Consider the following 25,269-nt stretch of genomic DNA (forward strand, 5'->3'; position numbering starts at 1 on the left):
ATGAAACAGCTGTTTAGTATTTTCTTGATCTCTTTTATTGCATGTACACTTCAGGCTCAGGATGCCAAAAAGGCGAAAGAATTGTTAGACCAAGTTTCTGCTAAAGTAAAATCGTATGATAACATTGTAATCGACTTCAAATATTCGTTAAACAACCCAAAAGAACGCATCAATCAAGAAAGTAATGGTAATGTTGCTCTTAAAGGCAATTTGTATCATTTAAATTTTATGGGGGTTACCAAAATTTTTGACGGTAAAAAAGTATTTACCGTTGTTCCAGAAGACGAAGAAGTGACCCAAGAAAATTTTGATGCTAACGATGAAAAAGCAGTTACACCAAACAAGATGTTAACCTTTTTCAATACCGGATACAAATATGCATGGGATATTCCGCAAAACGTAAAAGGTCGAAAAATTCAGTTTGTAAAATTAACCCCTAATAGTGCCAAAGACACTCGTAAAGAAGTCTTGGTTGGTATTGACACGCAAACCAAACACATCTACACTGTGATTGAAGTGGGTAAAAACGGTACAAAAACCACTCTGACTGTTAATTCTTTTAAAACAAATCAGCCTTTGTCAAAAAATCATTTTACCTTTACCAAATCAAAATATCCTAATTATTACATCAATAAATTAGACTAACAACGATCGGGTGAAACTATTAGACAAATACATTATTACATCCTATATGATTACATTTACTACGGTATTTGTAATCTTATTTTTTATATTCATTTTACAAGGAGTTTGGCTTTTTATTTCCGATTTAGCAGGTAAAGATTTAGACATTTGGACGATTATTAAATTTCTTTCCTTCTATGCTCCTACTATTGTACCCTTGGTTTTGCCTTTGTCAATACTTTTAGCTGGCATCATGACTTTTGGAAGTTTTGCTGAAAACTATGAATTTGCAGCGATGAAATCGTCGGGCATTTCGTTACAGCGTGCTATGAAAATGCTTACCATAACTATAGGAATTTTATCTTTTGTTTCCTTCTTTTTTGCCAATAATGTCATTCCAGATGCACAATATAAATTCATCAATCTACGAAAAACCATTATTCAACAAAGGCCCGCTATGGCTATTACTGAAGGGCAATTCAACAGCATTGGTAATTCAAATATTAAAGTCGACAAAAAATCGGGAACTAATGGCGAGTTTTTAGAAGGCATTACCATGCACATTAAAAATATCAATTATGGCTTAGGGGCAAATACTATCATTAAAGCTAAAAAAGGAATTTTGAGTGGCGAAGACGACACCAATTCCTTGCAACTTGAATTAAATGATGGCTACTACTATGAAGACATTCAACCCACAAAATTTGAAGACCGCAATAAATTGCCTTTTGTTAAAAGTAGTTTTAAAAAATACACACTAACTATCGATTTAGGGCAACTCAATCAGGCTGAAATGGAACAAGGAGATATTACCTCTGAAAAAATGTTGACGGTACCCGAACTAAGCTATACACTCGATTCTTTGCAAAAAAATTACGATAAAGATGTGGTGTCATTTGCCGATAATTTAACATTAAGAAACGATAATTTATTCAATAAAAAGCCTGCACAAAGTGCACTTGTTGCTCCTAAAAAAGAAAACGCTACAAAAGATCTTCTGTCTTTATTTTCAAAAAATGAGCGTATCCAAATTATTGCTATGGCAAAAAATAACATCACCAGCACCGACTTTAGCATTCAAAATTCAAAAATAGATTTAGATTACAAATCCAAAAACATCAATTCGCATTGGTTGGCCATACACGAGAAATTTGTAATGGCCTATTCTTGTTTGCTTATGTTCTTTATTGGTGCACCCTTAGGGGCTATCATTCGTAAAGGAGGCTTGGGCTTGCCAATCGTTTTTGCGATGTTGATTTTTATCACGTTTCACTTCATCAATACCTTTGGAAAGAAACTAGCACAAGAAGCTACCATTTCGCCGTTTTTAGGTGCCTGGATGGCTTCGTTACTTATGACTCCACTAGCGATACTATTGACTTATCGTGCGACCAATGATATAGGTCTTATGATTAATTTTGATTGGCTAACAGAGCCGTTCCAAAAAATAGTTAAAAAAATAACCCAGACCGACAATAACTAACACATCATGTCTCACAACATACAGTTAAATACCATTGAAGAAGCAATAGAAGACATCCGTCAAGGAAAAGTTATCATTGTAGTCGATGACGAAGATCGTGAAAATGAAGGCGATTTCTTGGCCGCTGCTGAAAAAGTAACGCCAGAGATGATTAATTTCATGGCCACACACGGCAGAGGGCTTATTTGCGCTCCTTTGACCGAATCGCGTTGTAAAGAACTTGATCTGCATGCAATGGTGCGCAACAACACCGATCATATGGAAACAGCATTTACCGTTTCGGTAGATTTAAAAGGAAATGGCGTGAGTACTGGAATTTCGGCAGCCGATCGCGCCAAAACCATACAAGCATTAATTGACCCAAATACCAAGCCTTTTGATTTAGCGCGTCCGGGACACATTTTTCCGTTAATTGCCAAACAAGGTGGTGTATTACGCCGAACAGGACATACCGAAGCAGCCATTGACTTTGCGCGATTGGCCGGTTGCAAACCCGCTGGAGTGATTGTTGAAATCATGAACGAAGACGGCACTATGGCTCGCCTACCTCAGTTGGTAAAGGTTGCTAAGAAATTTGATTTGAAATTGGTTTCTATAGAAGCATTAGTGGCCTATCGCATGCAACATGATAGTTTGATCCAAAAGAAAGAAGACTTTGAAATACAAACCCGTTTTGGCACGTACCGTTTACGTGCTTACTTGCAAACGACAAATCGTCAGGTGCATTTGGCCTTAACTAAAGGAACGTGGAACGCAGGAGAATCGGTATTGACCAAAATCAATTCAACGCAAATAAACAACGATATTTTAGGCACCCTCACCCACAACGGAGATCAAAAATTGGACGACATGTTCCGTAAAATTAATGCCGCCGAAAAAGGCGCTATTATTTTCATCAATCAAGAAGTACAATCCATTGAATTGCTTGATCGTTTAGTGGCACTGAAGGCCTTACAAGAAGCGGGAACTTTAAAAGCACCCCAAATTCGAATGGACAGTAAAGATTTTGGTATAGGGGCTCAAATCTTACACGATATTGACATTACGAAGATCAAATTATTATCCAACAGTACGGCGCAGACCAAGCGTGTGGGAATGATTGGCTATGGATTAGAGATCACCGAATATGTGAACTATTAAAATAGTTTGCCGATAATGATTTCGTTTTGAAAGAGTTAAAAAAAATGTCACATTTTTTTTACTTTTTTATTTTGAAAAGGTTTGCTTAAATAAAAAAACATCCTATATTTGCACTCGCAATCAGAAATTGAGTGCGCGACCTATTGGAGAAATGGCAGAGTGGTCGAATGCGGCAGTCTTGAAAACTGTTGACTGTAACAGGTCCGGGGGTTCGAATCCCTCTTTCTCCGCGAAAGTGATGTTTCAAAAGAAACATAAAAACTCAAAAACCCTTTAAACACTGACGTTTACAGGGTTTTTTCTTTTTTAGTAATGTGTCAAAAAACACATAAAAACGCATAATTTAGTTACCCTATAGGTTACCCTATGGATATTTTGACAAAAATAGGGTAACTAAATTTCAAACTTCCCCTGGAGATCTCCAGTATCCATAAGGGATGACAATTTTTTTAGTTCAATTTGTACTGTTTAATTTAACTAAAAAAGAGTATGGTAAAAACAATGTTTTACATCAAAAAAGACAAGGCAAAAACCAATGGAGATTGCCCTATTCACATCAAAGTGATTTTTAATCGAAAATCTATCACAATTAGTACTGGAAAGTATATTACAGAAGAGCGTTGGAAAAAAACCGATAATCCCAGGAAATTACTTCGACAGGATAAAGAAAAACTAGAAATATTTACTCCAAAGTGAACAAATCTGTTCAATATTGAAGAAGTCATATTACTATCATTTCTGTTTGCTACTTGCCAGCATAAGCCTATACTAAATGATAAAGCACCGCCAACTAATGAAATGGTATTTAGAGCGATTTCTTGAGAAAAAGCCGTCAAACCAATAAGAAATAAGAAAATACTAGTTTTTTCATGGTTCTAAATATTTTAAACTAGTACAAAAATATAGGATATAGTATTTTATTAATAAAATTGACAATTATTGCCTTTTTTATTGAAATTCCAAATGAATCAAATTGAATGATTGGCTTATATATTAGTTGATCATTAATAATTTATATGAAAACAATAAACAAATGATAATATCATTAAGTACCCTAATTAAAAATTATTAAAAGTTTTTTACTACAAATCATAACTATTGAATTTTTATAAAAAACTGACCTTATTTAATCAATTCAAAATCGAATCTATGTTTAACTTAATATCCACTTTTACATTTAATTCAGTTATTAAATTATTGCAAAAAAAATATTAATCTTAAATATATAATTTATTTATATTTGAATATTAAAATTTCACAAAAAAACTAACTTAACTTATTAGAAGACAAAATATATTAAGCAAATATTAGCTTTTGGAAAAAAAGTAATAATAAAAAAAATAGTCTTAAAATCAATTGGATAAAAGATAAACAATTAAAAATATAAACAAAATGAAACAAATATTATTTTTCGTAACATTATTATTCACTTTTGTAAATACGAATGCTCAAACTAAAACAACATTTTCAATTAAAAATAATAAAAATTTACCAAAATGGTTTGAAAATGTAGAACGCTCATATATGCTTAATGATGATAGAATTGATGATGAAGTAAAATATATTGGAGGGTGTAATCCGAAAATAGGCGAAATTTTTTTTATAAATAATAAAGAAGTTTTATTTAGTAAAAATAAAATAAAAACAACTAAAGTAAAAAATATAATCACAAGGACATTTGCTTCTGGTGATTATTTAATAATAATGAAATGGGATACAAACCTAACTACGGGAGCTTATAGCGAGGGCTCAATTAGTTTAAAATACAAAAATAAATTACAGTTTAATTCACCCCTTGTAATTTCAGGGTTTTAAAATAAATAATAAAAGCTAAATTAAATTTGAGAAAACATGAGTATTAATCAGAGGTTTTTTTAATAAATTAATATCTATTATTACTACTAAGTAGGAGTTAATAAGAAAATAAGTTTTGTATTAGTGGTTAAGTTAAGTACTTCTTTTCTTCCAATTATTAATTAAAAAAGTAAATAGATTTATTGTAAGTTAAAATATTTTAAGTTCAAATTAAATAAATAAATAAAAAATGAAAATTATTGTTAGTATTATTGTTCTTCTTATAACAAGTAGTTCCTTTTCACAAAAAATTGGTGAAAGAAAGACATTGACTCTTAAACTAATGAGTTATGAATGCGTTGATAATTGTTATATTTCATTTAAGGATATAGTAAAAGGAAGTGATTATGATTTTCACAATATAGATGACAAAATCAATGATAACAACATTATTGCTAAGATACAAGACGAATATTATGCCTCCGAACAATCGAATAATTTTAAATCTATAGGCAAGTTGTATACTGCCGTTGTTGAATATAAAATTGTTAAAGAATTTGAAGAATCGGGAGATGGTGGTCTAGAATATACAGGGAAAAAAATAAAAAAATGGATGATAATTAATTTAAAAAATCAAATAAATAAATAACTTTAAATTTTTTCGAAAATTAACTTATTTTTTTGTTATTATTTTTTAATTCTATAACATATAAAACTACACCGAAATTGAGTGTAGTTTTTTTCTAATTAACTTTTCATCTTATAGGGATTTTATTCAATTTTGGTTTTTAAAAATTTAATATAAACTCTGAATTTACTGTTTTGGGATATATAAAATTTGATTTGGAAAAATTAAATTTCCTTGAATTTTATTTCGCTTTTTTAAAGCAACAATATCAATATTAAATTTTCTTGAAATATCGCTTAGTGTATCTCCCCTCTTTACTTTATAAATAACTTTTTTATTCTGCATATCAATAAACTCAGCTTGAGCTTTTTTTGAAGATGTGGTATCGGCTATCTCAATAAGCTCTTCAAACAACAATTCTTTTACATCAGGCTGCTCGTTTAAATAGGAATAGGTTTTTTTAAAAGCCTCAATTAACAAAGTGCCCTTTAATTCAGAGCCTCGACCGTTCAAATGAACACCATCATTCATTGTTAATTTATTTTCTTGCCAAATATTCATAGCATTAGGACCTCCTGAAACCATATACCAATCCCAAAAACCACATTGATTCTCAATTGCAATTTGTTTTATCATTTTTGAAAACTGTTTGCTTGCAGTGATATTTACTTTTTTATAATTCATATCTTGAGTAGAAGTAAGAACTATTGATGCATTTGGATTCGCTTTTTTAACCTTATTTATAACTTTATCAATTTCTAATTTTAACTGTTCCGGAATTGAATTTGTATATAATATATCATTTGTACCGTATTCTATAATGATCAAATCCGGATTTAAATAGGCCGCTTGTTCCTCGTATTTATCTTCAAATAATACAGATTTATATTGGCATGCTCCAACTCCTGCATTATGCCATACTGCACCAGTATCTTCAAAATTTGACAATGACATCCCATATAAAACAAAATGATTTTGTTTCTCATTAGTCTTATTTAATGAAAATTGAATATTTTTAAAATTAGATGACAATTTATATTTTAATATATCTCCAGATTTATATATCAATTCAGTAGCTGCAGAATCAATCATAATATTTGGCTCATAACTTTCAATTCCATTTGAATAAAAAATAGTCAATATGGTGTTTTGATTTGAAGGAAAATTATTGAATGTAATTTGGAATGTTGCCTTTTCATCATTTGTTTTTGCAGACATACCACGAACCCCTAAAGCTAATTTTGGAGGAAGAATATAACTCTTACTATATTCCCAATCACCTGTATGTGTAGATTTATAAAAACTAGCATTGTAAGATTTGACAATTGAAAAAGGTTGTATAAGCCCAATTCCTCCATCTCCATGTATTTGTTGAAATAATTGACGGCATTTATTTGGATAATTTTCATTTTGAAGATGACTGTCACCTAAATGCAAAATAGAAATTCGCTTTTTTGAATTCCAATTACTATAAAATCTACTAAGTACATTAGAATTATTAAATTGAATGAAATTATACTCATCCTTAATAAATGAATGTGCGTTTTGCTGACTATAAAAAGTAGAACTAAACACTAATAAAAAGGCAATATATATTGAATTAATACTTTTCATTTTTATTATTAGTTAATGTATCTTTCTTTACTACAACTTGTTGGGGTTTAGCAGGATTTGAAATGAAATTAGAATTTAAAAATTTACTTTCTTGAAAAGTGGTATACGAGGAATTGAGTACGAATAAGTTGTGAGCAAAAATAATATTATTAATATCGAACTTTTTCATAATGGATTTAATATTATATTTTAAATAGCGATAATCTACAATATAGACATCCTCGTAATGCGCGCAAAGAAATGGAGCAAATGCATTTCCATATGAATCTTTAATAATAAGTATTTTTTGTCCATTTTTAACATCAGATTTGATGTGCATTAATGGGTAATCACCACCTAAAAAAACACCATATGAGTTCCCCCCTCTTGCATACTCAGCATACAATAAGGTTCTTTTTTCAGAAATTAATTTTTCATCAAAATAGGTTGCCTTCGTTCTATTCGGTATTTTAAAATATTCAACATAGTCTTTATTTTTCTTTAAGTCCTCACTTCTGGTATAATAATAGAGCGTGCCCAGAAAATTGTTTATTTTTTTGATTTCAAATTTATCAATTGGCAATGGTTCTAATCCTGCAGATTTACAAAAAGCCAAGTACGCGTAATAAGCACCTCGTCCTGTCCAATGGTGATCTGTATTGAATTGAATATATTCATTTTGATGTTTTTCTAATTCTTCATATGCATAAACACATTTAATTGATGGATTCATTACATTGTATAAGTAATTAATACTCGTTTTCTCACGATCTTTTTTAAATGAATTGGGCAAATTGAAATCAGATCCAACAGGAAGTGCCATACAAAATACAGTAACATTAGAACCAAGCGCTGTTTTATATTTAGAAACTAAAGATGCAAAACTGCTAAGCTTTTTTTTCGAACCACTATAAATTTGAATCGCTTTTCGTTTATAAACAATTACCGAATTAATATTATTATAAGCCTCACTAGTGGTATCAATTATTGTAGAACTATTTTCTACATTTTTTATTTTTTCATCATCAGATGTAACAAAATTAATTGACTTACCTGTATTTTTTGTCAATTTATTAATCGCTTTTGTTTTAGTAAAATATTGTATTTCTTTGTTTTTTATTCCTTTATATTTTTTAATTTCAGAAGCCATTTCAATGATAGTATTTCTGAAAATAAAATTATCCGAATAATATAAATCAATATCTTCAAAATACTTACCTGAAAATAAATTCACTTTCGTAAAATCAGGAAATTGTTTTAATACCCTTTTTTCATTTTCAGATATTTTCTCTTTTGGCAATACTATAAATAGTAGACCTACAATAATCAAAATCAGAACAAATAAAAAAGAATTTAATTTAGAATAAAATGATATAAAGTATATTTTCATAATTAAAATCTAAAATAAATAAATGGATTATAAGAACTACCTACTAACATAATGATTGAACAAGTTAACAATATAATATTAAGAAGTATTGTAATTAAAGGTATAAAATGTACTAGAAATTTACTGGAATTAATAAATTTATAAAACCAGGAATATATTGGAACACATAAAATAATAGCAATTCCAAGCCAATATACATTTTCAAAAAACAAATTTTCAACTTCCAAATTATATAGATTTTGATTTGTTAAATTAAAAAGGAGTTTAATAAAATAAAAAAGCTGATTTATATCTGTAAAGTAAAAAATAGCCCAACCAATCACAATGAAAAACAATGCATAAATGTGTCTAATTACAATAGGTAATTTACTTAATAAACTATTTAAAATTAATTTTTCAATTAATAATAATATACCAAAGTAAATGCCCCAAATAATAAAATTCCAACTAGCTCCATGCCATAAACCTGTTAATGCCCATACAATTAGAATATTTCTAAAGATATATTTTTTATTACCACCTAGTGGGATATAAACATAATCTTTAAAAAATGTACCCAATGAAATATGCCATCTTCTCCAAAAATCGGTAATTGATTTTGAAATATATGGGTACTTAAAATTCTCATGATAATGAAAACCAAACATCCAACCCAATCCAATTGCCATATCTGAATATCCGGAAAAATCAAAATAAATTTGGATACTATACGTGATAATACCAAACCAACCTCCCAACACAGAAATATTAGACAAATCATTAGTTAAATAATGCGAACATATTTCACCAGCGATATTAGCAATACAAACTTTTTTGAAAAGACCAATACAAAATCTTGAAACGCCATTGTTAAAATCATTCCAACAAAAAATTCGTTCATTTATTTCTTGAGCAATATGAGAATATCTAACAATAGGTCCCGCAACTAATTGATGGTAAAGTGAAACAAATAACAAGAAATTAAAAAATGATTTTTGTGCTTTTACCTCACCTTTAAAAACATCTATAGTATAAGAAATCGTTTGAAAGGAATAAAAAGAAATTCCAATTGGCATTAAGAAACCAGGTTCTTTAAAGTTTAGACTTGTAATTGAATTTACATTTTGTACAATAAAATCAGAGTATTTGAATGTTATTAAAATTCCAAGATTAAAAAATAAAGTACTGTAGAGACCTAATTTTGCAATTGGTTTGCCATAATAATGATCTATAAATAGTCCATTTAAATAATCAATAAAAGAGGATAATAATAGTAATCCAATCCAAATAGGCTCTCCCCAAGCATAAAATATAAGTGAAAAAACAATTAAAATAATATTTTTAAATTTTCTGTTTTTAACGGTAAAATAAAAAATTAAATTTAGAGGTAGAAATAAAAAAATAAAAAATAAACTAGAAAATACCATTATTTATAATTAATTGTTTGAATACTAAATTTAAATTCCCTGAAAAAGATAAACGATACTAATACTTATGTGAATTTGAATGCATCATTTCAGTAAGTAATTAATTTATTAGATACCTAATAATAACTTTAAAAATTCAGCACACCAATCTTCATAGGCTAAATCTTTACATTTTATCTTTGAAAAAATTGTTTTATTTTTTAGAGCGCCCCCCCTATTGTACATAGTGTATAAACCCTCTAAAGAAAATTTTTCATAAATTTTATAATTATTGAATTCGAAAAATCTCAATATTTTCCACTGGTTTTCAATTTTATTCAAATAATCAATATCACTAGCAACTAGTACCCTATTATTTTTAATTCTCTTCAATACTTGATCTTCTATTTTATTATTCGGAACACTTTTTAAAGTATTTAAAATAAAACTAGTTTTCATTTGAAAAGGGCCAAAAGATAAATCAATGTTATTACTATTAATTAATAGATTTGATTTCACTAGAATTAATTCTAATTCATTCATTAAATTTGAATATGAAATATATTCTGGACTTACAATACTTAAAAGTTCTTTTCTTGTCAGATAAAACGGGGCTTCAAATGATTCTATTTTACTTGAAATAGAAATCCATTTATCCTTATTTATCTCATTAATAATATTACATGGCTCGGATTGTGCAAAGACACTAATATTAATAATTACTAATAATAACCATTTCATATTAAAAATAAATTCTAATAGAGCTATTTTCATTAAAATGAGTATCTCTACTTAATAACATAGACTTAATTAGAAAATTATTTTCATAACAATCTCCACAAATACATAAATTTGAATTAGTCGAACCGGGTATTAATTCCAATTTAACATTTAATTTTCTTTCAGAACCAAAAAGGTCCGCTATTTGTCTTGCAATCGTTGGATTGCATTTAAATTCCATTCCATTTTGCACATAATTGTTATAATTTCTCTCTCCTTTTAAATACATATTGGAATTAAAATCACTTTTAAATAAATCAGAAATATCTATAAGTTCAATCAAATCTAAATTATATGTGTTATTCTCAAAATTATAATTCCCAAATTCACCTTCATAAATTTTAAAATAAGAACTATTATTTTGAACTAAATTCAACTTTAAATTAGCAAGAATTTTTTGAGTTACAATATTTATATAGTCTTCCTTGTCAAATTCACTTTTCCAATTATAATCATCTAATCTTGATTTAACATAACATTTAACAGATTGCTGAATCGAAGAATGATTTTTAAAATTTGAAAAATACAACTTAATAGGGGCTAAAAAATTATCATCTAATTCTATAGGATTACGGCTGATTTGATTGAAATTAAAAGCATTTTTATACAAATAGTATGTTTTAGACTTTGATTTTGCTTCAATAATTTCATCCTTTAACACTCTTGAAAAATAAAGAATTTCTCTTTCTCTTAATGGTGTTTTCCGAAGTTCATTTGAATAATTTTCTACATCAAATATAGAATTATAACATAATTCCATATTACCATAATAATCAGAGTTTTTTGTCGGATTAGATGATTTTCCTGTTAAAAATATTGGCTTATTATTATTTATAAATTCTGTGAAATTAGAATTCTCAAAAGTATTATTTTGGGTATTAGTTTGAGAATTTAATGCATTTTTATTAGAAGTTTCTTGAACTTCTTCTTTGTAAAAAATATCAGATTCAGTATTCTTTTCAACCTGGGCAGAAACATTGATAAATATTATTAAAAAATAAAAAGAAAATATTAATTTCATGCTATTTACAATTAAATCTTTTATTACGAATACAATCTTCATTTCCTAAAGCAGCTCCTTTTGACCAATATGCACATGCTTCAGCTTTTTTGCCTAATTTATTTGCCATATTAGCAGCATTATTCAAATAAAGACCTTTTGATTCATCATCTTCATATTTGCTGTTTTTAAGAGCATTGATATAATCATTTAGAGCTAATTGATATTCTCCTCTTGCTTGATAAATTACGCCTCTATTATTGTAAGCTGATGAATTTTTAGTATCTGTCTTTAATATTTTATTATAAATAGTAAAAGCCTCATTCGAATTATTTAATTCGCCGTAACAATATGCTAATTGAAACGAATAACTATCGGCATATGAAGAATCTAAACTCATTAATTTTAATAAATCATTCTTAGCCTCACTCCAATATTTTCTGTCGTAATTCAATGAAAACCTTTCAAAATACGCTTCTGTATTGTCAGGATTAATACTAATTGCTCTTGAAAAATAATTCAAAGCTGAATTAAAATCTTTTGATACTAAATAACACTTACCTAATATTAATGGAACCTCATAGATATCAGTCCTTTCATTATATAAAGCTAATAATTGGGAAATAGCCTCATCATATCTACCTGAATTATATAACACATTAGATTCATTAACTTTCTTTTTAAAATTATAATCAGAGAAATCAATTCCTTTAGCCATTAATATTTGATCTTTGTATGTCACATAAACATCAAAATCTTTATAGTTTACAACTTTATATTTTTTGAAATGTTCAATATTGTCCATATCTTTTATTGTTGTATAGGGTTCTAATTTTAATGTTTGAACATCCAAGCGATAAAATTCACTTTCACTTTTGATTAATGCATATCTTGAATTATTGTAAAAATATAGAATGTCGGCATTTTCAATAATTATATTGCCTTTTGCATCAATAACAATTTTCTTATCGTCTTGAGTAGTCACACTGGTAATTCCATTTCTAAAATCATCCCCAAAAGAATAAATAATTGGAATAATTATGTCGCCTTTTTGATTAATATAACCTACTTTATCCTGAAGTTGAACCTTGAGCAAAACAGAATTATTAGTTATTTCATAATTAGCTAAATTTTCATCACGATTAATCGAAATATAACAACTTTCTTCATAATCACCCGCGCCATCAGGTTCTGGATAATAATCTCCATCACCTTCACGATAATATGCTCTATCAAAATCCGGCTGATAAATTGGGCTTACAACAACCTCTCCAGATTCATTAATAAAACCTACTAACTTATTTTTCTCAACATGAAAAATATCATTTCCAATATGAGACATTTCATCATAACTATCATTGGTTAAAAAGCTATTAGTTGATGATTTGAATAACTTATTATTAATAGTTGACGATTTTGGGCTACTATTAATATCAATAATAAATAAATCTTTGTAAGTATATATTATAGTCTTATACTTAATTGGTAAAATAACTTTACCTTTAATATCAATAATACCGTATTGGATTCCAATTTTTGGCAAATTATTTGATACTATGAAATAATCACCAGCAAATTCAATATCCTCATATAATAATGGGATTACCAACTCACCTTTACTATTAATAATGCCTGATTTATTTTTATTTTTTACAAGTAATGTGTTTTTTGAAACAGCACTAAAATCTAATGGGTCAATACTTTCATATTTTTGGGATATGATTGCTTCTTTTTCGTTAATTAAATAACTAAATCCACCCAATGATACTTTAAATATCGATGGATTAATCTCTAAAATTGAAGAGTAAATTGCATCAAATATTCCTTCACCTTTAGAATTAATAAGTCCGAAAGTAGTTTTGTTTTTTGAAATATCTTTGGAAACAATAAAATTATTGTTTTCAGTGGATGTAATAGTATCAAAAATAAAATCAATTATTTTTTCTCCTTGATCATTAAAAACACCATATTTTTTTCCAAGCTTCAAAATAAAATTATTACCTGTGAACTCTATGCAGTCATATGTAATAGGAATTATGTTAATTCCTAATAAATCTATGACACCATATTTTTTATATTTTGAAACAATAAACTTACCATTATTCAAAGGAAAAATATTATCATATTCGTTTTCACCAATAAATTTTAAAGTACCAATATTCAACAAAGTATACTTTTTATTTTTATTCAAATAGGGTAAAACAATTTCTTTAAACTCCTTGATTTTATTTTTTGCGATAATTATCTTATCTGAATCTGGATAATTTGAAGCAAAATTCTCAAAAAATGATAACTCATCTTTTTCAAGAGCAATAGTCCAATCAATATTCTCAATTTTAATTTTAGCCTGAAGTACCCATTTACTATTCGGATAGTCATTAATGAATTTTAAAAACAATTCTTTAATATTCTTCGGTTCAATTTCTTCCCAAATTTTAGTACTTACAAAATCAATTGCATCATTAATAAATGGCGATTTTGGGTAAGTATTAATGTACTCTTCATATTTTTCTTTAGAATTTGAAGCTTTAGTTTTCTCAAATGCAACAGAAAACATCAATTGCTGTGTAGAACTAAAAAATTTCGATTGTGGTCTTCTGATCAAAAAATCATTTAATGCAAACTCATCATTTAGTGTGATTACTTTATTTAGTTCTAAACTGTCACGTAAAACGATAGCTTTATCATTGAAACGACTGTAGGGATACTTATTTATATACAACTCAATAATATCTAACTTATTTTCAGAGGTATTACTTTTGAATAATAAAGACTCAAATTCATTATTTTCAGTTGAAAAATTATATTCACAAAAAAGAATCTCTTTACATAGCTCATCTTTTATTTTTTGCTCATAAGTATTTAAAGCATCGTAACTTTCTTTAAAATATATATATGCTGTATCCAATACCGAAAGATCATTAGACGTCTTTCGAAGAAACTTACTTTTAATATACTTTGATTCAGCTTTTACACCTTCATCTTTTTCATATTTACTTATTCTCTCTAATATTTTATTTTTATCAACTTTTTCATTCATCAAATCTTCATTGGCAAGTCGGAGTTGACGATACTGAGCGTTAACTTCTGAATGAAAACAAAATCCTAAAATAATAGATAACAATATATTTTTTTTCATAAATAAAATTTTATAAATAGCAACCTATTAATCTACATATGTTGTATCAACAGCAGGCGATTCAACTTGGTCATATGAAGATACTTCAACATCAATATTTTCTTGTGAATACGATTCTTCCTCATCAGATTTAATGCGATTTAAAAATCTAGAAATATCAAATTTTGGATTACAAATATAAAATACTGGTGTACTTGGACTTAAATTCCATGAAATAATAAATGAATTGGGACCTTTAAAAACACTTGCATACCTTCCCTGAACAAAACCTTTTTTCATCAAATTAAATCCTTTTAATTTATTTTCAAATGCTTTTTGAATAGATTCTGCTTTACCATAAGCATTACCAAATAAATTAATTGTATAAACAAACGTCTCTGGCTTTTCATTTGTAATATAAAATTCATAAGTATCATCACTCATTGCCTTCACATTTCCGGTGAATAAAAACGAATAACTTGCGTTACTATTGATTTTTTTAGAATTAAAAACCAAATGACTTGATGAATATGCACTAAAATCTTCTTGGGTTTTATTTAATTTAGAAACAATAGTATTAAACTCATCATTAAAACTTAGATTTTCTGGACTTTCAACATTAATTACTTTTAAAAGAGCATCCACATCAAGAAAATCAGTTTCAATTGAACTTTTTACACTGTTCTGATTATATAAATATTCGAAAAAATCCATAGAAATTCCATCAAACATAGGATTAACTTTATATTTTCCATCTTCATCAATTAACCCAAATTTACTACCTAATTTCACCAAAGATACTTCTCCAAAAAAAGAAGTCGCAAAATCAAATTGTGGATTAATAACAATTTTAGCAGTTTCATCTATAAAACCATATTTATCTCCACTTTGAACAGAAGCTAACTTTCCACCATTAAATGGTTGGGCGGACTCAAATTGAGGATTTATAACAAATTTACCCTCTTCATCACACCATCCAAATTTTTCATCTTGAGAAATTAATATTAATTTATCATCTACAATTGCTCTTGAAAATTGTGGATTAATAACATACTTGCCTTCATTATCAATAACACCAGCTTTATTATCCAAATATACAATTGCTTTTCCATCAATAAATTTTTCAACGTTATCAAATTGGTAATTAATAATAATTTTCCCGGATTTATCAATAAACCCCCATTTACCATCTTTGTTTTTTACAGCACACATATTCCCGCTAAAATCTCTCACTTCATTAAATTGTGGAGTTATAATTTGTACACCTGACTTATCTACAAATCCCCAACTTTCATTACTTGTGGTATCTTTAACTGAAAAAGCAGCTAAATCATCTGAAAATAAATGAACTCTATTAGCTTGTTTTAAAACAAACTTAATCTCACCATTCTTTTCAATTGCTGTTGGAGCAGAATTTTCAGAAACTACCCAGGCTAAACCATTCTGAAATACAGTCGCATCAATATAATTAGCATTAATAACAATTTTACCTGTATTATCTATAAATCCCCATTTTCCATTATCACCAGTTGTTTTAACTAAAGCTAGATTTTCTCTAAAAACTGTTGCATATTCAAATTGAGGATTTATAACTATTTTTCCTTCTAAATCAAAAAAGCCATATTTTCCATTTTGAATAAAAGGAATTAACTCAATCTCTTCATTAGAATTAAACATGCTACAACTTACAATTGTTAAAATTGCAACAAACAATAAACTGATCTTTTTCATATTTTTATTTTTATTTGTTTTTCAAACTTATTAATTCATTTTCAATATATTTTTCATCATCTAAATTATACTTCTTACTAAAGCCAATATTTATCGAAACGCCAGCCTTTGCATATGCTTTAATAATTTTACCAGAATCTGAATAACCCGTTACATCTGCTGTTAAATGTATAAAATCAAATGGAATTCGAATTCCAATTGAAGAACAAAAATAATTATTCTCTAAACCTGTAATTGTTGTATTTGCATTGATTAATGGTAAAGTCTCTTTAAGATATCCTAGGTTAAACATAAAAAAACGACGCCAAATAAAACTTGCTTCAATTTGCATAATATTACTTTTCCCATAAGAAAATGGTATCCCATTGTCATCATAAAATAAATTATTTGAAAGATCTAAAAAACTCGTTCTCAATCCTAATTGTGAATAATGAAATTTACTGTTTTTACCAAAATTAACTTCTTTCAGTTTAATATTAACTTTCCGATACAATCCAAATTGAAAACAACCCAATTTATTACCAAAATCAACATTTGAAAAATCTATAGGATCGTTTTGTTCAATGTTCTTATCTTGAACAATTAAAGGTAAATGCGATAAACTATAATTAATTTCAAACACATATCGTGTTGGTCGACTTTGTAATAACTCTAATTTCTTTTTTTTCGAAATTAATTCTAAAACTTCATTTAATATTTTTTGCAACTCTCTGTTAGTTGGATATAAAATTAAATTCTGCTTGCAATGATTTAGGGCCTCATCGTATTTTTTTTCAAAAATGTAATTTTGTGAAACACTTATTGCATTGTCAATACTGATATTTTCAATTTCAGATTTAATTTTTTCAAATTCTTTGATATCAACATAGGCATATTTTGAAATTTGATTAAGCTGCTTTATGGCTTCAAATAAAGAACCATTATTAATTAATTTTTTGATATTAGTAAGTGTAAATCTGAAATAATCAACAATAATGTTTCTCTTTTTTTCAGCATAAACATTCTCATTATTTGGATCAACAACTAATAGTTTATCTATAATTGATATTGCAGATTGATACTCTTTAATACTTATTTTTGAATTCAAATCTGAAGTTAATACTGATACCCATCTATTTTTATATTCATTTTTCTTATTAATAACTTTAGCATTAGTTGCATCATATAATAATGCTTCATTTAATTTTGCTAAAATACTCTCAAAACCAGCCTGAGCCAAATACAATTCATCTGCTTGATTAATTAAACTTTCAATTTTATTGGCATCATTTCCAAATTTAGAATTTAACACCCTATATGATTCGTACATATTATTGTACTTATTAATTAATTCAGAGTCTTTATTTTCTACTAATATTGCATATATTTCCATCTCATTCTGTATAGAAATAAGCTCCAAATTAATTGAATTAAGCGGTGAATTTTCTTCTGATGAATCATACTTAATATATTGATCAATTTTCCCCTTAAGTAGTTCTATTTTAGAATTTAAAATAGAACTGTAACCCTTTGCCAAAATTGATTTTTTAACATAAATAATGGCTGAAATTGAATTCATTTTATTATCAATGTAATATTCTTCCCTTGATCCAATTAAGGTTGCAGTTGCTGTTTGTGAAGACTCACGAAGTACAGAGGAAATATAATCTATTTTATTATTTTCAGTTTGTAGTTCTGAAGAAGTTGTAGAAAAAGAAATTTTTTCAACTATTTGCTTTACTAACTGATTTTTTAACTCCCTGCCAAACTCTAATTTGATGTCTTTTGTTGACTGAGAAGTAAATTCCTTAATATTTTTCTCTTCAAAATAAATATAATATTCATCGTCAGGAAAAAATTGAGCTCTATAAGATTCATTAACCCATTTAGGCTGAATAATAGCACTTTTCTTAAAAACACCACAAGAATAAAAAAGTAGTAATGAAACTAATGATAAAATAAACTTCTTCATGTGTTAGTTATTCGAAATTTTTATTGAATGTATCTCGAAACTCAACTTTTTCTGAATGAAGTGCTTTGATTTTTGAATCTGATATAGAATTTTTTACTGAATTGAAAATATCTTCTTTATACAATTCTACTCCAAGCCAATAAGTATAGGTATTGTCTGGATTTTGAAAAATTTTCTCTTTAATAATTTTTACATTTTTTAAAGATTGATTAGATGAATATGTCGCCATACGCTCAGTTTCAGCCTTATAATCCGTTGAATTTTCTATATCCGACTGTCTCGCATAATCCTCCATAAAAGATTTAACTTTGATTTCAATAGTTTTTGCTATATCATTAGTCGCATTTTTATAAGCTAATTCTTTTGCAAATGACATATTTGGGCTTTTCCCACTAGAAATCGATCTCAAAAATAATTTGTCAGATTGAAAATTTGTTATTGGAAGTACAACTTCTTTTGCATCACTATTTGCAGAAACTTTTTTTGTTCCACATGAAATATTAGTAATTAGAGTTAAAAACAAAACCGCAAAAGGTATAATATTTTTTTTCATAGTAATAAATTTTATTATTAATCAACAAAATTACTAAAAATTGAATGTATTTTTTTAATTGTAATCAAAAACGTCGTATATTGTCGTTAAAAAAACATGCAACAACTTAAAAGAATTGAATTAATTTATAATTATTTAAAACAAAATAAAGGAAGTTATAATGATATTAAAAAATTTTTATACTCATGGAATATTGATCTGGGCATCAGACAGATTCAAAGAGATGTTAAAGAATTACCTATATTAATAAAAGCAAGCGAAAAACTGATTAAAAAAAGGACTAGTGAAAAAATCATCATATTTTATATCATTTCAACTAAAGAATCAATAAAAAATGAAGACAATGAATATTTTTATATTGATAAATCAAATTTTTTTGAAATAATTGATTCTGATAAAATTAAACCTAACTTAAAAATTATTGGAAATGCTATTTCCAATAATCAAATTATAAAAATTAAAAAATTAAAAAATGATATTACTGGTGATAATTATAATTTTGATTCAACAAACATTTTGTTCATGCCTTTAAAAATTATCAAACATAGAGGTTCATACTATATTGGTGGATATAACACAAAAAAACAAACATATCAAATCTTCGATATCTCACAATTAAAAGATATATCTTTTACAGAATTTACAGAAGTCTTTGAAAAAAAAGATCATTTAATAATATATGAAGAAGAGATGATTAAACGCTTTGGTATAACTAAGAACTTTGACAATAATGTTTATAAGATAGTAATTGAATTTACCTCGATAACTGGAAATTTTATCAAAGAACATTTTTGGCATCAATCACAAAAATTTAGAAAAAAAGGGAATATTATTGAAATGGAGATAACTTCTGGGATCAACCGAGAATTAATTGGATGGCTTTTCTACTGGATGTATAATTGTAAAGTAAAAGAGCCGCAAATTTTAAAAGATTTATATACGAAAACGACTGAGGAGATTATAAAAGTTATCAAAAACAAAAAACCGCTTGTTTACAAAAATATTTTTACAGAGAATAAATAGCTCCAAACCTAGATCAAAAGAACTGAAAGAATTAACTAGTATAACTAATAATTCGCTAATCACAACTTAAAGATGCTATCCCAGCAAATAGAAAAATTTAAATTATTAAATTAGAATATTTAATTCTGTTCATATATTAATCTAATGAAAATAACAATTAACTTTTTATTTTGAACTCATGAAAAAAGTTCTACTATTTTTGACTTTTATTATAATCTTTATTAAATCAAATGCTCAATGAACAAAAATCAAAAACATAAATAAAGAATACTAAATTAACTGAATTCTTAATAAATTTATTATTGAAATAATGATCATTTGAAAAAAGTAAATTCTAATAATACGTTGGACATCCAAAACAGTCTTTTGTATTTCCAAAATCAAAAGAAATTGAAATTTCATATACTCCTCCGGTAGATCCAATTCTACTCATATTAAAATCATATGAATAACCAAATTTCCAACCTTCCCATTTGAATCCAACATTTGCATTTATTGATGTTAAAAAATGACTTTGGGGATCTGCTTTCATAGGATTTGTTGCCGCTAATAGGGCAAATGAAAATTTATCAAATACATATTGAGATCCAACATCTAATCTATTATAAGGTCCCTGCATCATAAAATTACCAAGAAAATACAAACCTTCTTCATCGTAGTCTCTATAGTATCCGTTAAGCGGAATTTGATAGGCCGCGTGAGCTGATAGGAAAATATCAAGAGCATTATTCCCTTGATATTCTAATGAAATACTTGGGCGATTCAAATGTCTTAAACTAAGTCCAAACCACGAATTTTCATTATTAAATAATAAACCTGCATTAAAATCAAAAAAATTAAGCTGCTCGTTCAATTGAATTGGATCAATACTTGTTGTATTGATAATACCATCAAAAATATTAACCTGATCTTCAAGTAATAAGTTATTAAAGCCAAAATCCTTAGTACCAAATCCTAATGATATATTTGGCCTAAAATACCATTCATCATTTAATTGAATAGCATAACAATAATTGATATTGGCTTGTGTAAAATTATATCTTGTTTTGGTTTCTTTATGATTCAATATAGAAATTCCTAAACCACTATTAATTTCTTCAAACCAATTATTAATATAGGCATATTGGGTATTGATACTAAAATCAATACCAGGCCATTGCGTTCTATGAATAATTCCAGCATTTGTAGATGCTTTTGCACCCGTAAATCCAGCATTTAAGGTTTCAGGTACCATAAAAAACTGAGTAAAAATAGGATCTTGTGAATACACATTATTCACAAAAAACAATACGACAGCTATTTTAATAATTTTCATTTTCATAATTATTTGATCAGTGTAACTGGTCCATTAATAAATAATTCTTTACCAGCAAATGTAGTTGCTCTAACTACAATAATATAGTTTCCATTTTCAGCTTGTTTTCCATCGATTGTACCATCCCAACCTAATAATGACAAGCCTTCTTCAAAATACAACAATGAACCCCAAGTATCATAAATACTCATTTCCATTTTATCAATACATTTAAATAAAGGTCTGATTGTATCGTTAATTCCATCTCCATTTGGTGTAAATGCATTTGGTATAATAATATCATAGCCTTTTGTGATTTTTATGGTTTCTGTAGTTGTATACGTACATGTTACACCTGCAATGGTATAATTTACAGTAAGAGTTACAGTATAATCACCCTCCTCATCAAAAGAATAAACAAATGATTCTTGGCTTGATATGGCCTGTCCATTTATCGTCCAACTAATTGAAGAATAATTACCTGTAGAGGTGTTTGTAAATTGAATAGGATCATTTATGGCTAATCCATTACAATTTGCAAATGCATATGAATCATATGTAAATGATGCCTCTCCAATTTGAATTAAATTAACATTAAATGGGACTTCTATGGGTGGGCAACCATTTGCAATACCTTCTGAATCATTTATATAGGCAATATAGTTTCCATTTTGCGTCGTGGTCATACATTGAGGGTTAGCAGGATTACATGCATTTCCTCCTGACCAACTAAATGTATAATTTCCTGTTCCACCACTTGCAAACACATAGTTGTTTTGTGTAACCGTTGCAGTAGCACAATTTACTTGAATATTGTTATTTACAAAGGCTTGTAATGGAGCTGGTCTAGTTAATGTAATTACTTGAGCACCCGAAGAGGTACAGTTATTAATATCAGTAACATTAATAGTATAATTTCCAGCCGAAAGATTATTCAAACACCATTTATTACCTCCAATATTTACCCATCCTGTTCCTACCGGAGTTGGATTTGTTCCACCACTAATTGTAATACAAATTGATCCATTTGAATACGAACGATCAGGATCACAATTCGGATTTTGAACATTATCAATTGTATAAGTTAATTGACTTGGCTGAGTAACCGTAACAGTTACTTGTTTAGTACATCCATTTGCGTCTGTAATAGTATAAGTATTTGGTCCCACTGGAACACCTGTAAAAATAATACTTTGACCACTATTAAAACTAACGCCATTACACGTTAAAATTCCTGTTCCACCAGAAGCAGTAATTGTAACACTAGCTGTACCACCAAAACATAAAATTGGTGAGGAAACTACAGCTTGAGCCTGAAGTTCTTGAGGTCCTACAACAGTAATAGTAACCACAGCCTCACATCCATTAATATCGGTAACAGTAATTGGCCATGTACCAACTCCTAAAGTATGTATCCCATCGCCCGTGTAATCAGGAACACCACCGGTAGCAGTAATATTATAAGTAGCAGTTCCATTAAAACATTGAATTGGAGAAATCAATGTAAAGTTTGCCTGAAGTAAAGTAGGTTGATCTAAAACGTAATTTCTAACTATACTTGTTGGACAAAAAGGATCACTAATGGTTAATTGATATGATCCTGATACAAGATTATCAAAATTTAAAATTGTTGATCCTGATGGCAATTGAGTTGGACTTGGTCCTACTATCCAAACACCTGTAGTTTGATTCAATAATGTATAATTATAGGTACCAGAACCCCCTGAAATTGTATTATGGATATAACCGTTATTTCCTCCAAAACAGGATATTTCAAAACCATTGTAATTAGAAATATTTTCTACCAAATTAATTAATGTAAACTGATTTTGAATTTGATAAACATTTGACCAATGTATACAACCATTTGCATCAATTACCTTTAATTTATAATTTCCAACACAAGCATTCATTAATATTGGACTTCCTACCCCTACTATTGTATTATATACACCTGTTGGTCCTTCTTTATACCATTCAAATGTATAAGCAGTTGGAGTGGTAAATGGCGTACCTCCACTTACTGCTAATTCTATATACCCATCACACGGAGGAACATTAACATTATTACAAGAAATATCTTGCAACGTTACTAATGTACTTACAATAGGTGTTGGTGGTTGAATCACATAATTAAACGTATAAGTACAGTTTAACGCGTCTGTAATTTCAACTTGATAGTTCCCTGGACAAAGGTTATATTGATTTTGTAAGCTTGGATTCGTTATTGCATTAATTCCTGTACCTGTATAAGTCCAATTATACTGAAATAGTCCAATACCTGTTGGATTTAAAACAATACTACCACCACATAGCGGACTATAACTACATGCGATATTAGTAACATCAGCATTGTCTTCAACTCCTGGATTTACAGATACCGTTATTGTAAATGGATCTCCAATACATCTTGGAATGCCAGGATTTGATGTCACATAGTAGGTTGGAGTAACTGTATAAGTTACTGTTTGAACACTAGTATCATCATTAACTAATATACCACTATCAAAAAATGGCTGATCAGTTCCTGTAGTCATTCCTGTAACGTTTCCTCCTGTAACTGTCCAAGAATATAATGTTACATCTGGTATAATTGTATTCGTTGTTGGTACTAAACCATTTACTGGTGTCAGTATAAATGAACCACCATCACATACAGTTTCAATCACATTAGGTATAAATGGTTTAGGTTCTACCCAAAATACTACTGTAAATGGAAGACCTTGACAAGTTCCACTTAAAGGAGTTACTGTATACTGAACACTTTGATTAACGTTAGTTAAGTTTGTTAATACTTGAGTAATTGTTGGACCAGATCCAATAGATTCTCCACTAACATTTGGATTATCAGTAAATGTCCAGCTGTAAGTTGTACCTGCAGGAACTATTGTCGCTGATGTTGGAATTCCATTTTGTGGAACAATAACAAAAGTGTCTCCACTACATCTTGTATCTGTTAAACCTGATGGATTTGGTACAAAAGGTTTTGGTTTTACAGTCAATTCAATTTCAAAAGTACTTGAACAAGAACCAGAAGTTGCTGTTACAGTATAGACAACAATCTGATTAATGTTTGTAATATTTATTAAATTTAACTGTTCAAATTGCATTTGATTTGTACCATTTATTTCACCTGCTACATTTGGATTATCACTATAAGTCCATGAATATGTCGTTCCAACAGGTACAATTTCTGTTGGAGCATTATTGATTGGTAAATAACTAAAAGATTCTCCACTGCACGTTTCAAACTGTTTGTTAATAACCTTTGGTGTAGGATTAACTGTTACAGTAATTGTAAATGTATTGCCGATACATGCCCCTGAGACTGGTGTAACCGTATAAATAACTGATTGAACAATATTTGTATCATTAGTTAGTGATTGACTTATAGATAACTGTGGTCCACCACTTGATTCTCCTGTAACATCTGGATTATTTAAAACTGCCCATGTATAAACTGTATTAATTGGAACAATTTCTGTTGGAGTATTATTTAATGGAATAATAGTAAAAGATTCATCACTACAAATAGTCGCCGTTTTATTTGAAATTATCGGTTTAGGATTGACCGTTACTGTTGTAGAAATTTGACAACCATTAGAATTAGTATATGTTATAGTAGTAGTACCAGCAATTACTCCTGTTACTAATCCTGTTGAACTTACTGTAGCAACGCCCGGAGTCGAAGAAGTCCAAGGACTTGTCGTAGCTGCAGTTGCGCTTCCTGTTAATTGAGTAGTGCCTTGAGCACAAATAACCAAGTTACCTGTAATCGTTGG

The 25,269-nt window shown here is 28.3% G+C and carries 18 protein-coding genes and 1 tRNA gene; 8 read left to right on the top strand and 11 right to left on the bottom strand.

The genetic code is table 11. The annotated features are described in order from the left end of the window. The 7 genes from ACIQ6Z_RS02055 to ACIQ6Z_RS02085 all read left to right on the top strand — a co-directional run bounded on the left by ACIQ6Z_RS02055 (position 1) and on the right by ACIQ6Z_RS02085 (position 5,690). Positions 1 to 645, top strand: coding sequence for an outer membrane lipoprotein carrier protein LolA (locus ACIQ6Z_RS02055; protein ID WP_396209273.1), 645 nt, complete (start codon positions 1 to 3; stop codon positions 643 to 645). A 10-nt stretch (positions 646 to 655) separates the two neighbouring features. Further along, a complete protein-coding gene (locus ACIQ6Z_RS02060; protein WP_396209274.1) occupies positions 656 to 2,107 on the top strand; it encodes an LptF/LptG family permease in 1,452 nt (483 codons plus the stop codon). Between the two features lie 6 nt (positions 2,108 to 2,113). After that, complete coding sequence (ribB, locus tag ACIQ6Z_RS02065; RefSeq protein ID WP_396209275.1) at positions 2,114 to 3,247, top strand: 3,4-dihydroxy-2-butanone-4-phosphate synthase; 1,134 nt, start codon at positions 2,114 to 2,116, stop codon at positions 3,245 to 3,247. A gap of 145 nt (positions 3,248 to 3,392) precedes the next feature. Beyond that, positions 3,393 to 3,477: transfer RNA gene (locus ACIQ6Z_RS02070), tRNA-Ser, on the top strand. 259 nt (positions 3,478 to 3,736) lie between these two features. Continuing rightward, positions 3,737 to 3,943, top strand: a complete 207-nt coding sequence (locus ACIQ6Z_RS02075; RefSeq protein WP_396209276.1) for an Arm DNA-binding domain-containing protein — start codon at positions 3,737 to 3,739, stop codon at positions 3,941 to 3,943. Between the two features lie 696 nt (positions 3,944 to 4,639). Next, positions 4,640 to 5,062, top strand: a complete 423-nt coding sequence (locus ACIQ6Z_RS02080; RefSeq protein ID WP_396209277.1) for a hypothetical protein — start codon at positions 4,640 to 4,642, stop codon at positions 5,060 to 5,062. Positions 5,063 to 5,291: 229 nt separating this feature from the next. After that, positions 5,292 to 5,690: a hypothetical protein gene (locus ACIQ6Z_RS02085; protein WP_396209278.1), complete on the top strand. Its 399-nt coding sequence runs from the start codon at positions 5,292 to 5,294 to the stop codon at positions 5,688 to 5,690. 165 nt (positions 5,691 to 5,855) lie between these two features. On the opposite strand, the gene ACIQ6Z_RS02090 is transcribed toward ACIQ6Z_RS02085, so the two are convergent. The 9 genes from ACIQ6Z_RS02090 to ACIQ6Z_RS02130 all read right to left on the bottom strand — a co-directional run bounded on the left by ACIQ6Z_RS02090 (position 5,856) and on the right by ACIQ6Z_RS02130 (position 19,170). Beyond that, positions 5,856 to 7,283 carry a GDSL-type esterase/lipase family protein gene (locus ACIQ6Z_RS02090; protein WP_396209279.1) on the bottom strand — a complete coding sequence of 476 codons (1,428 nt, stop codon included), beginning with the start codon at positions 7,281 to 7,283 and terminating at the stop codon, positions 5,856 to 5,858. Continuing rightward, positions 7,270 to 8,652, bottom strand: a complete 1,383-nt coding sequence (locus ACIQ6Z_RS02095; RefSeq protein WP_396209280.1) for a DHHW family protein — start codon at positions 8,650 to 8,652, stop codon at positions 7,270 to 7,272. Before ACIQ6Z_RS02095 ends, ACIQ6Z_RS02090 begins: the two co-directional genes overlap by 14 nt. 2 nt (positions 8,653 to 8,654) lie before the next feature. Further along, on the bottom strand, positions 8,655 to 10,058 hold the full coding sequence (locus ACIQ6Z_RS02100; RefSeq protein WP_396209281.1) for an MBOAT family O-acyltransferase: 1,404 nt from the start codon (positions 10,056 to 10,058) through the stop codon (positions 8,655 to 8,657). A gap of 108 nt (positions 10,059 to 10,166) precedes the next feature. Next, positions 10,167 to 10,778 (bottom strand): hypothetical protein, encoded by a 612-nt coding sequence (locus ACIQ6Z_RS02105; protein ID WP_396209282.1) that lies wholly within the window; start codon positions 10,776 to 10,778, stop codon positions 10,167 to 10,169. 1 nt (position 10,779) lies between these two features. Beyond that, positions 10,780 to 11,838 carry a hypothetical protein gene (locus tag ACIQ6Z_RS02110; RefSeq protein ID WP_396209283.1) on the bottom strand — a complete coding sequence of 353 codons (1,059 nt, stop codon included), beginning with the start codon at positions 11,836 to 11,838 and terminating at the stop codon, positions 10,780 to 10,782. A gap of 1 nt (position 11,839) precedes the next feature. Beyond that, on the bottom strand, positions 11,840 to 14,956 hold the full coding sequence (locus tag ACIQ6Z_RS02115) for a WG repeat-containing protein (protein ID WP_396209284.1): 3,117 nt from the start codon (positions 14,954 to 14,956) through the stop codon (positions 11,840 to 11,842). Positions 14,957 to 14,983: 27 nt separating this feature from the next. Continuing rightward, positions 14,984 to 16,666 (bottom strand): WG repeat-containing protein, encoded by a 1,683-nt coding sequence (locus ACIQ6Z_RS02120; protein ID WP_396209285.1) that lies wholly within the window; start codon positions 16,664 to 16,666, stop codon positions 14,984 to 14,986. 10 nt (positions 16,667 to 16,676) lie between these two features. After that, positions 16,677 to 18,617 carry a hypothetical protein gene (locus tag ACIQ6Z_RS02125; protein ID WP_396209286.1) on the bottom strand — a complete coding sequence of 647 codons (1,941 nt, stop codon included), beginning with the start codon at positions 18,615 to 18,617 and terminating at the stop codon, positions 16,677 to 16,679. Between the two features lie 7 nt (positions 18,618 to 18,624). Then, a complete protein-coding gene (locus ACIQ6Z_RS02130) occupies positions 18,625 to 19,170 on the bottom strand; it encodes a hypothetical protein (RefSeq protein ID WP_396209287.1) in 546 nt (181 codons plus the stop codon). A 96-nt stretch (positions 19,171 to 19,266) separates the two neighbouring features. Between ACIQ6Z_RS02130 and ACIQ6Z_RS02135 the strand changes: the two genes are divergently transcribed. Further along, a complete protein-coding gene (locus tag ACIQ6Z_RS02135) occupies positions 19,267 to 20,193 on the top strand; it encodes a WYL domain-containing protein (protein WP_396209288.1) in 927 nt (308 codons plus the stop codon). 334 nt (positions 20,194 to 20,527) lie between these two features. On the opposite strand, the gene ACIQ6Z_RS02140 is transcribed toward ACIQ6Z_RS02135, so the two are convergent. Together ACIQ6Z_RS02140 and ACIQ6Z_RS02145 are read right to left on the bottom strand one after the other, a co-directional pair. Further along, positions 20,528 to 21,508 (bottom strand): PorP/SprF family type IX secretion system membrane protein, encoded by a 981-nt coding sequence (locus ACIQ6Z_RS02140; protein WP_396209289.1) that lies wholly within the window; start codon positions 21,506 to 21,508, stop codon positions 20,528 to 20,530. Between the two features lie 8 nt (positions 21,509 to 21,516). Beyond that, the coding region (locus ACIQ6Z_RS02145) for a PKD-like domain-containing protein (RefSeq protein ID WP_396209290.1) at positions 21,517 to 25,269 on the bottom strand (3,753 nt) is incomplete at its 5' end.

Source organism: Flavobacterium sp. (assembly GCF_044376915.1).
GTDB lineage: Bacteria > Bacteroidota > Bacteroidia > Flavobacteriales > Flavobacteriaceae > Flavobacterium.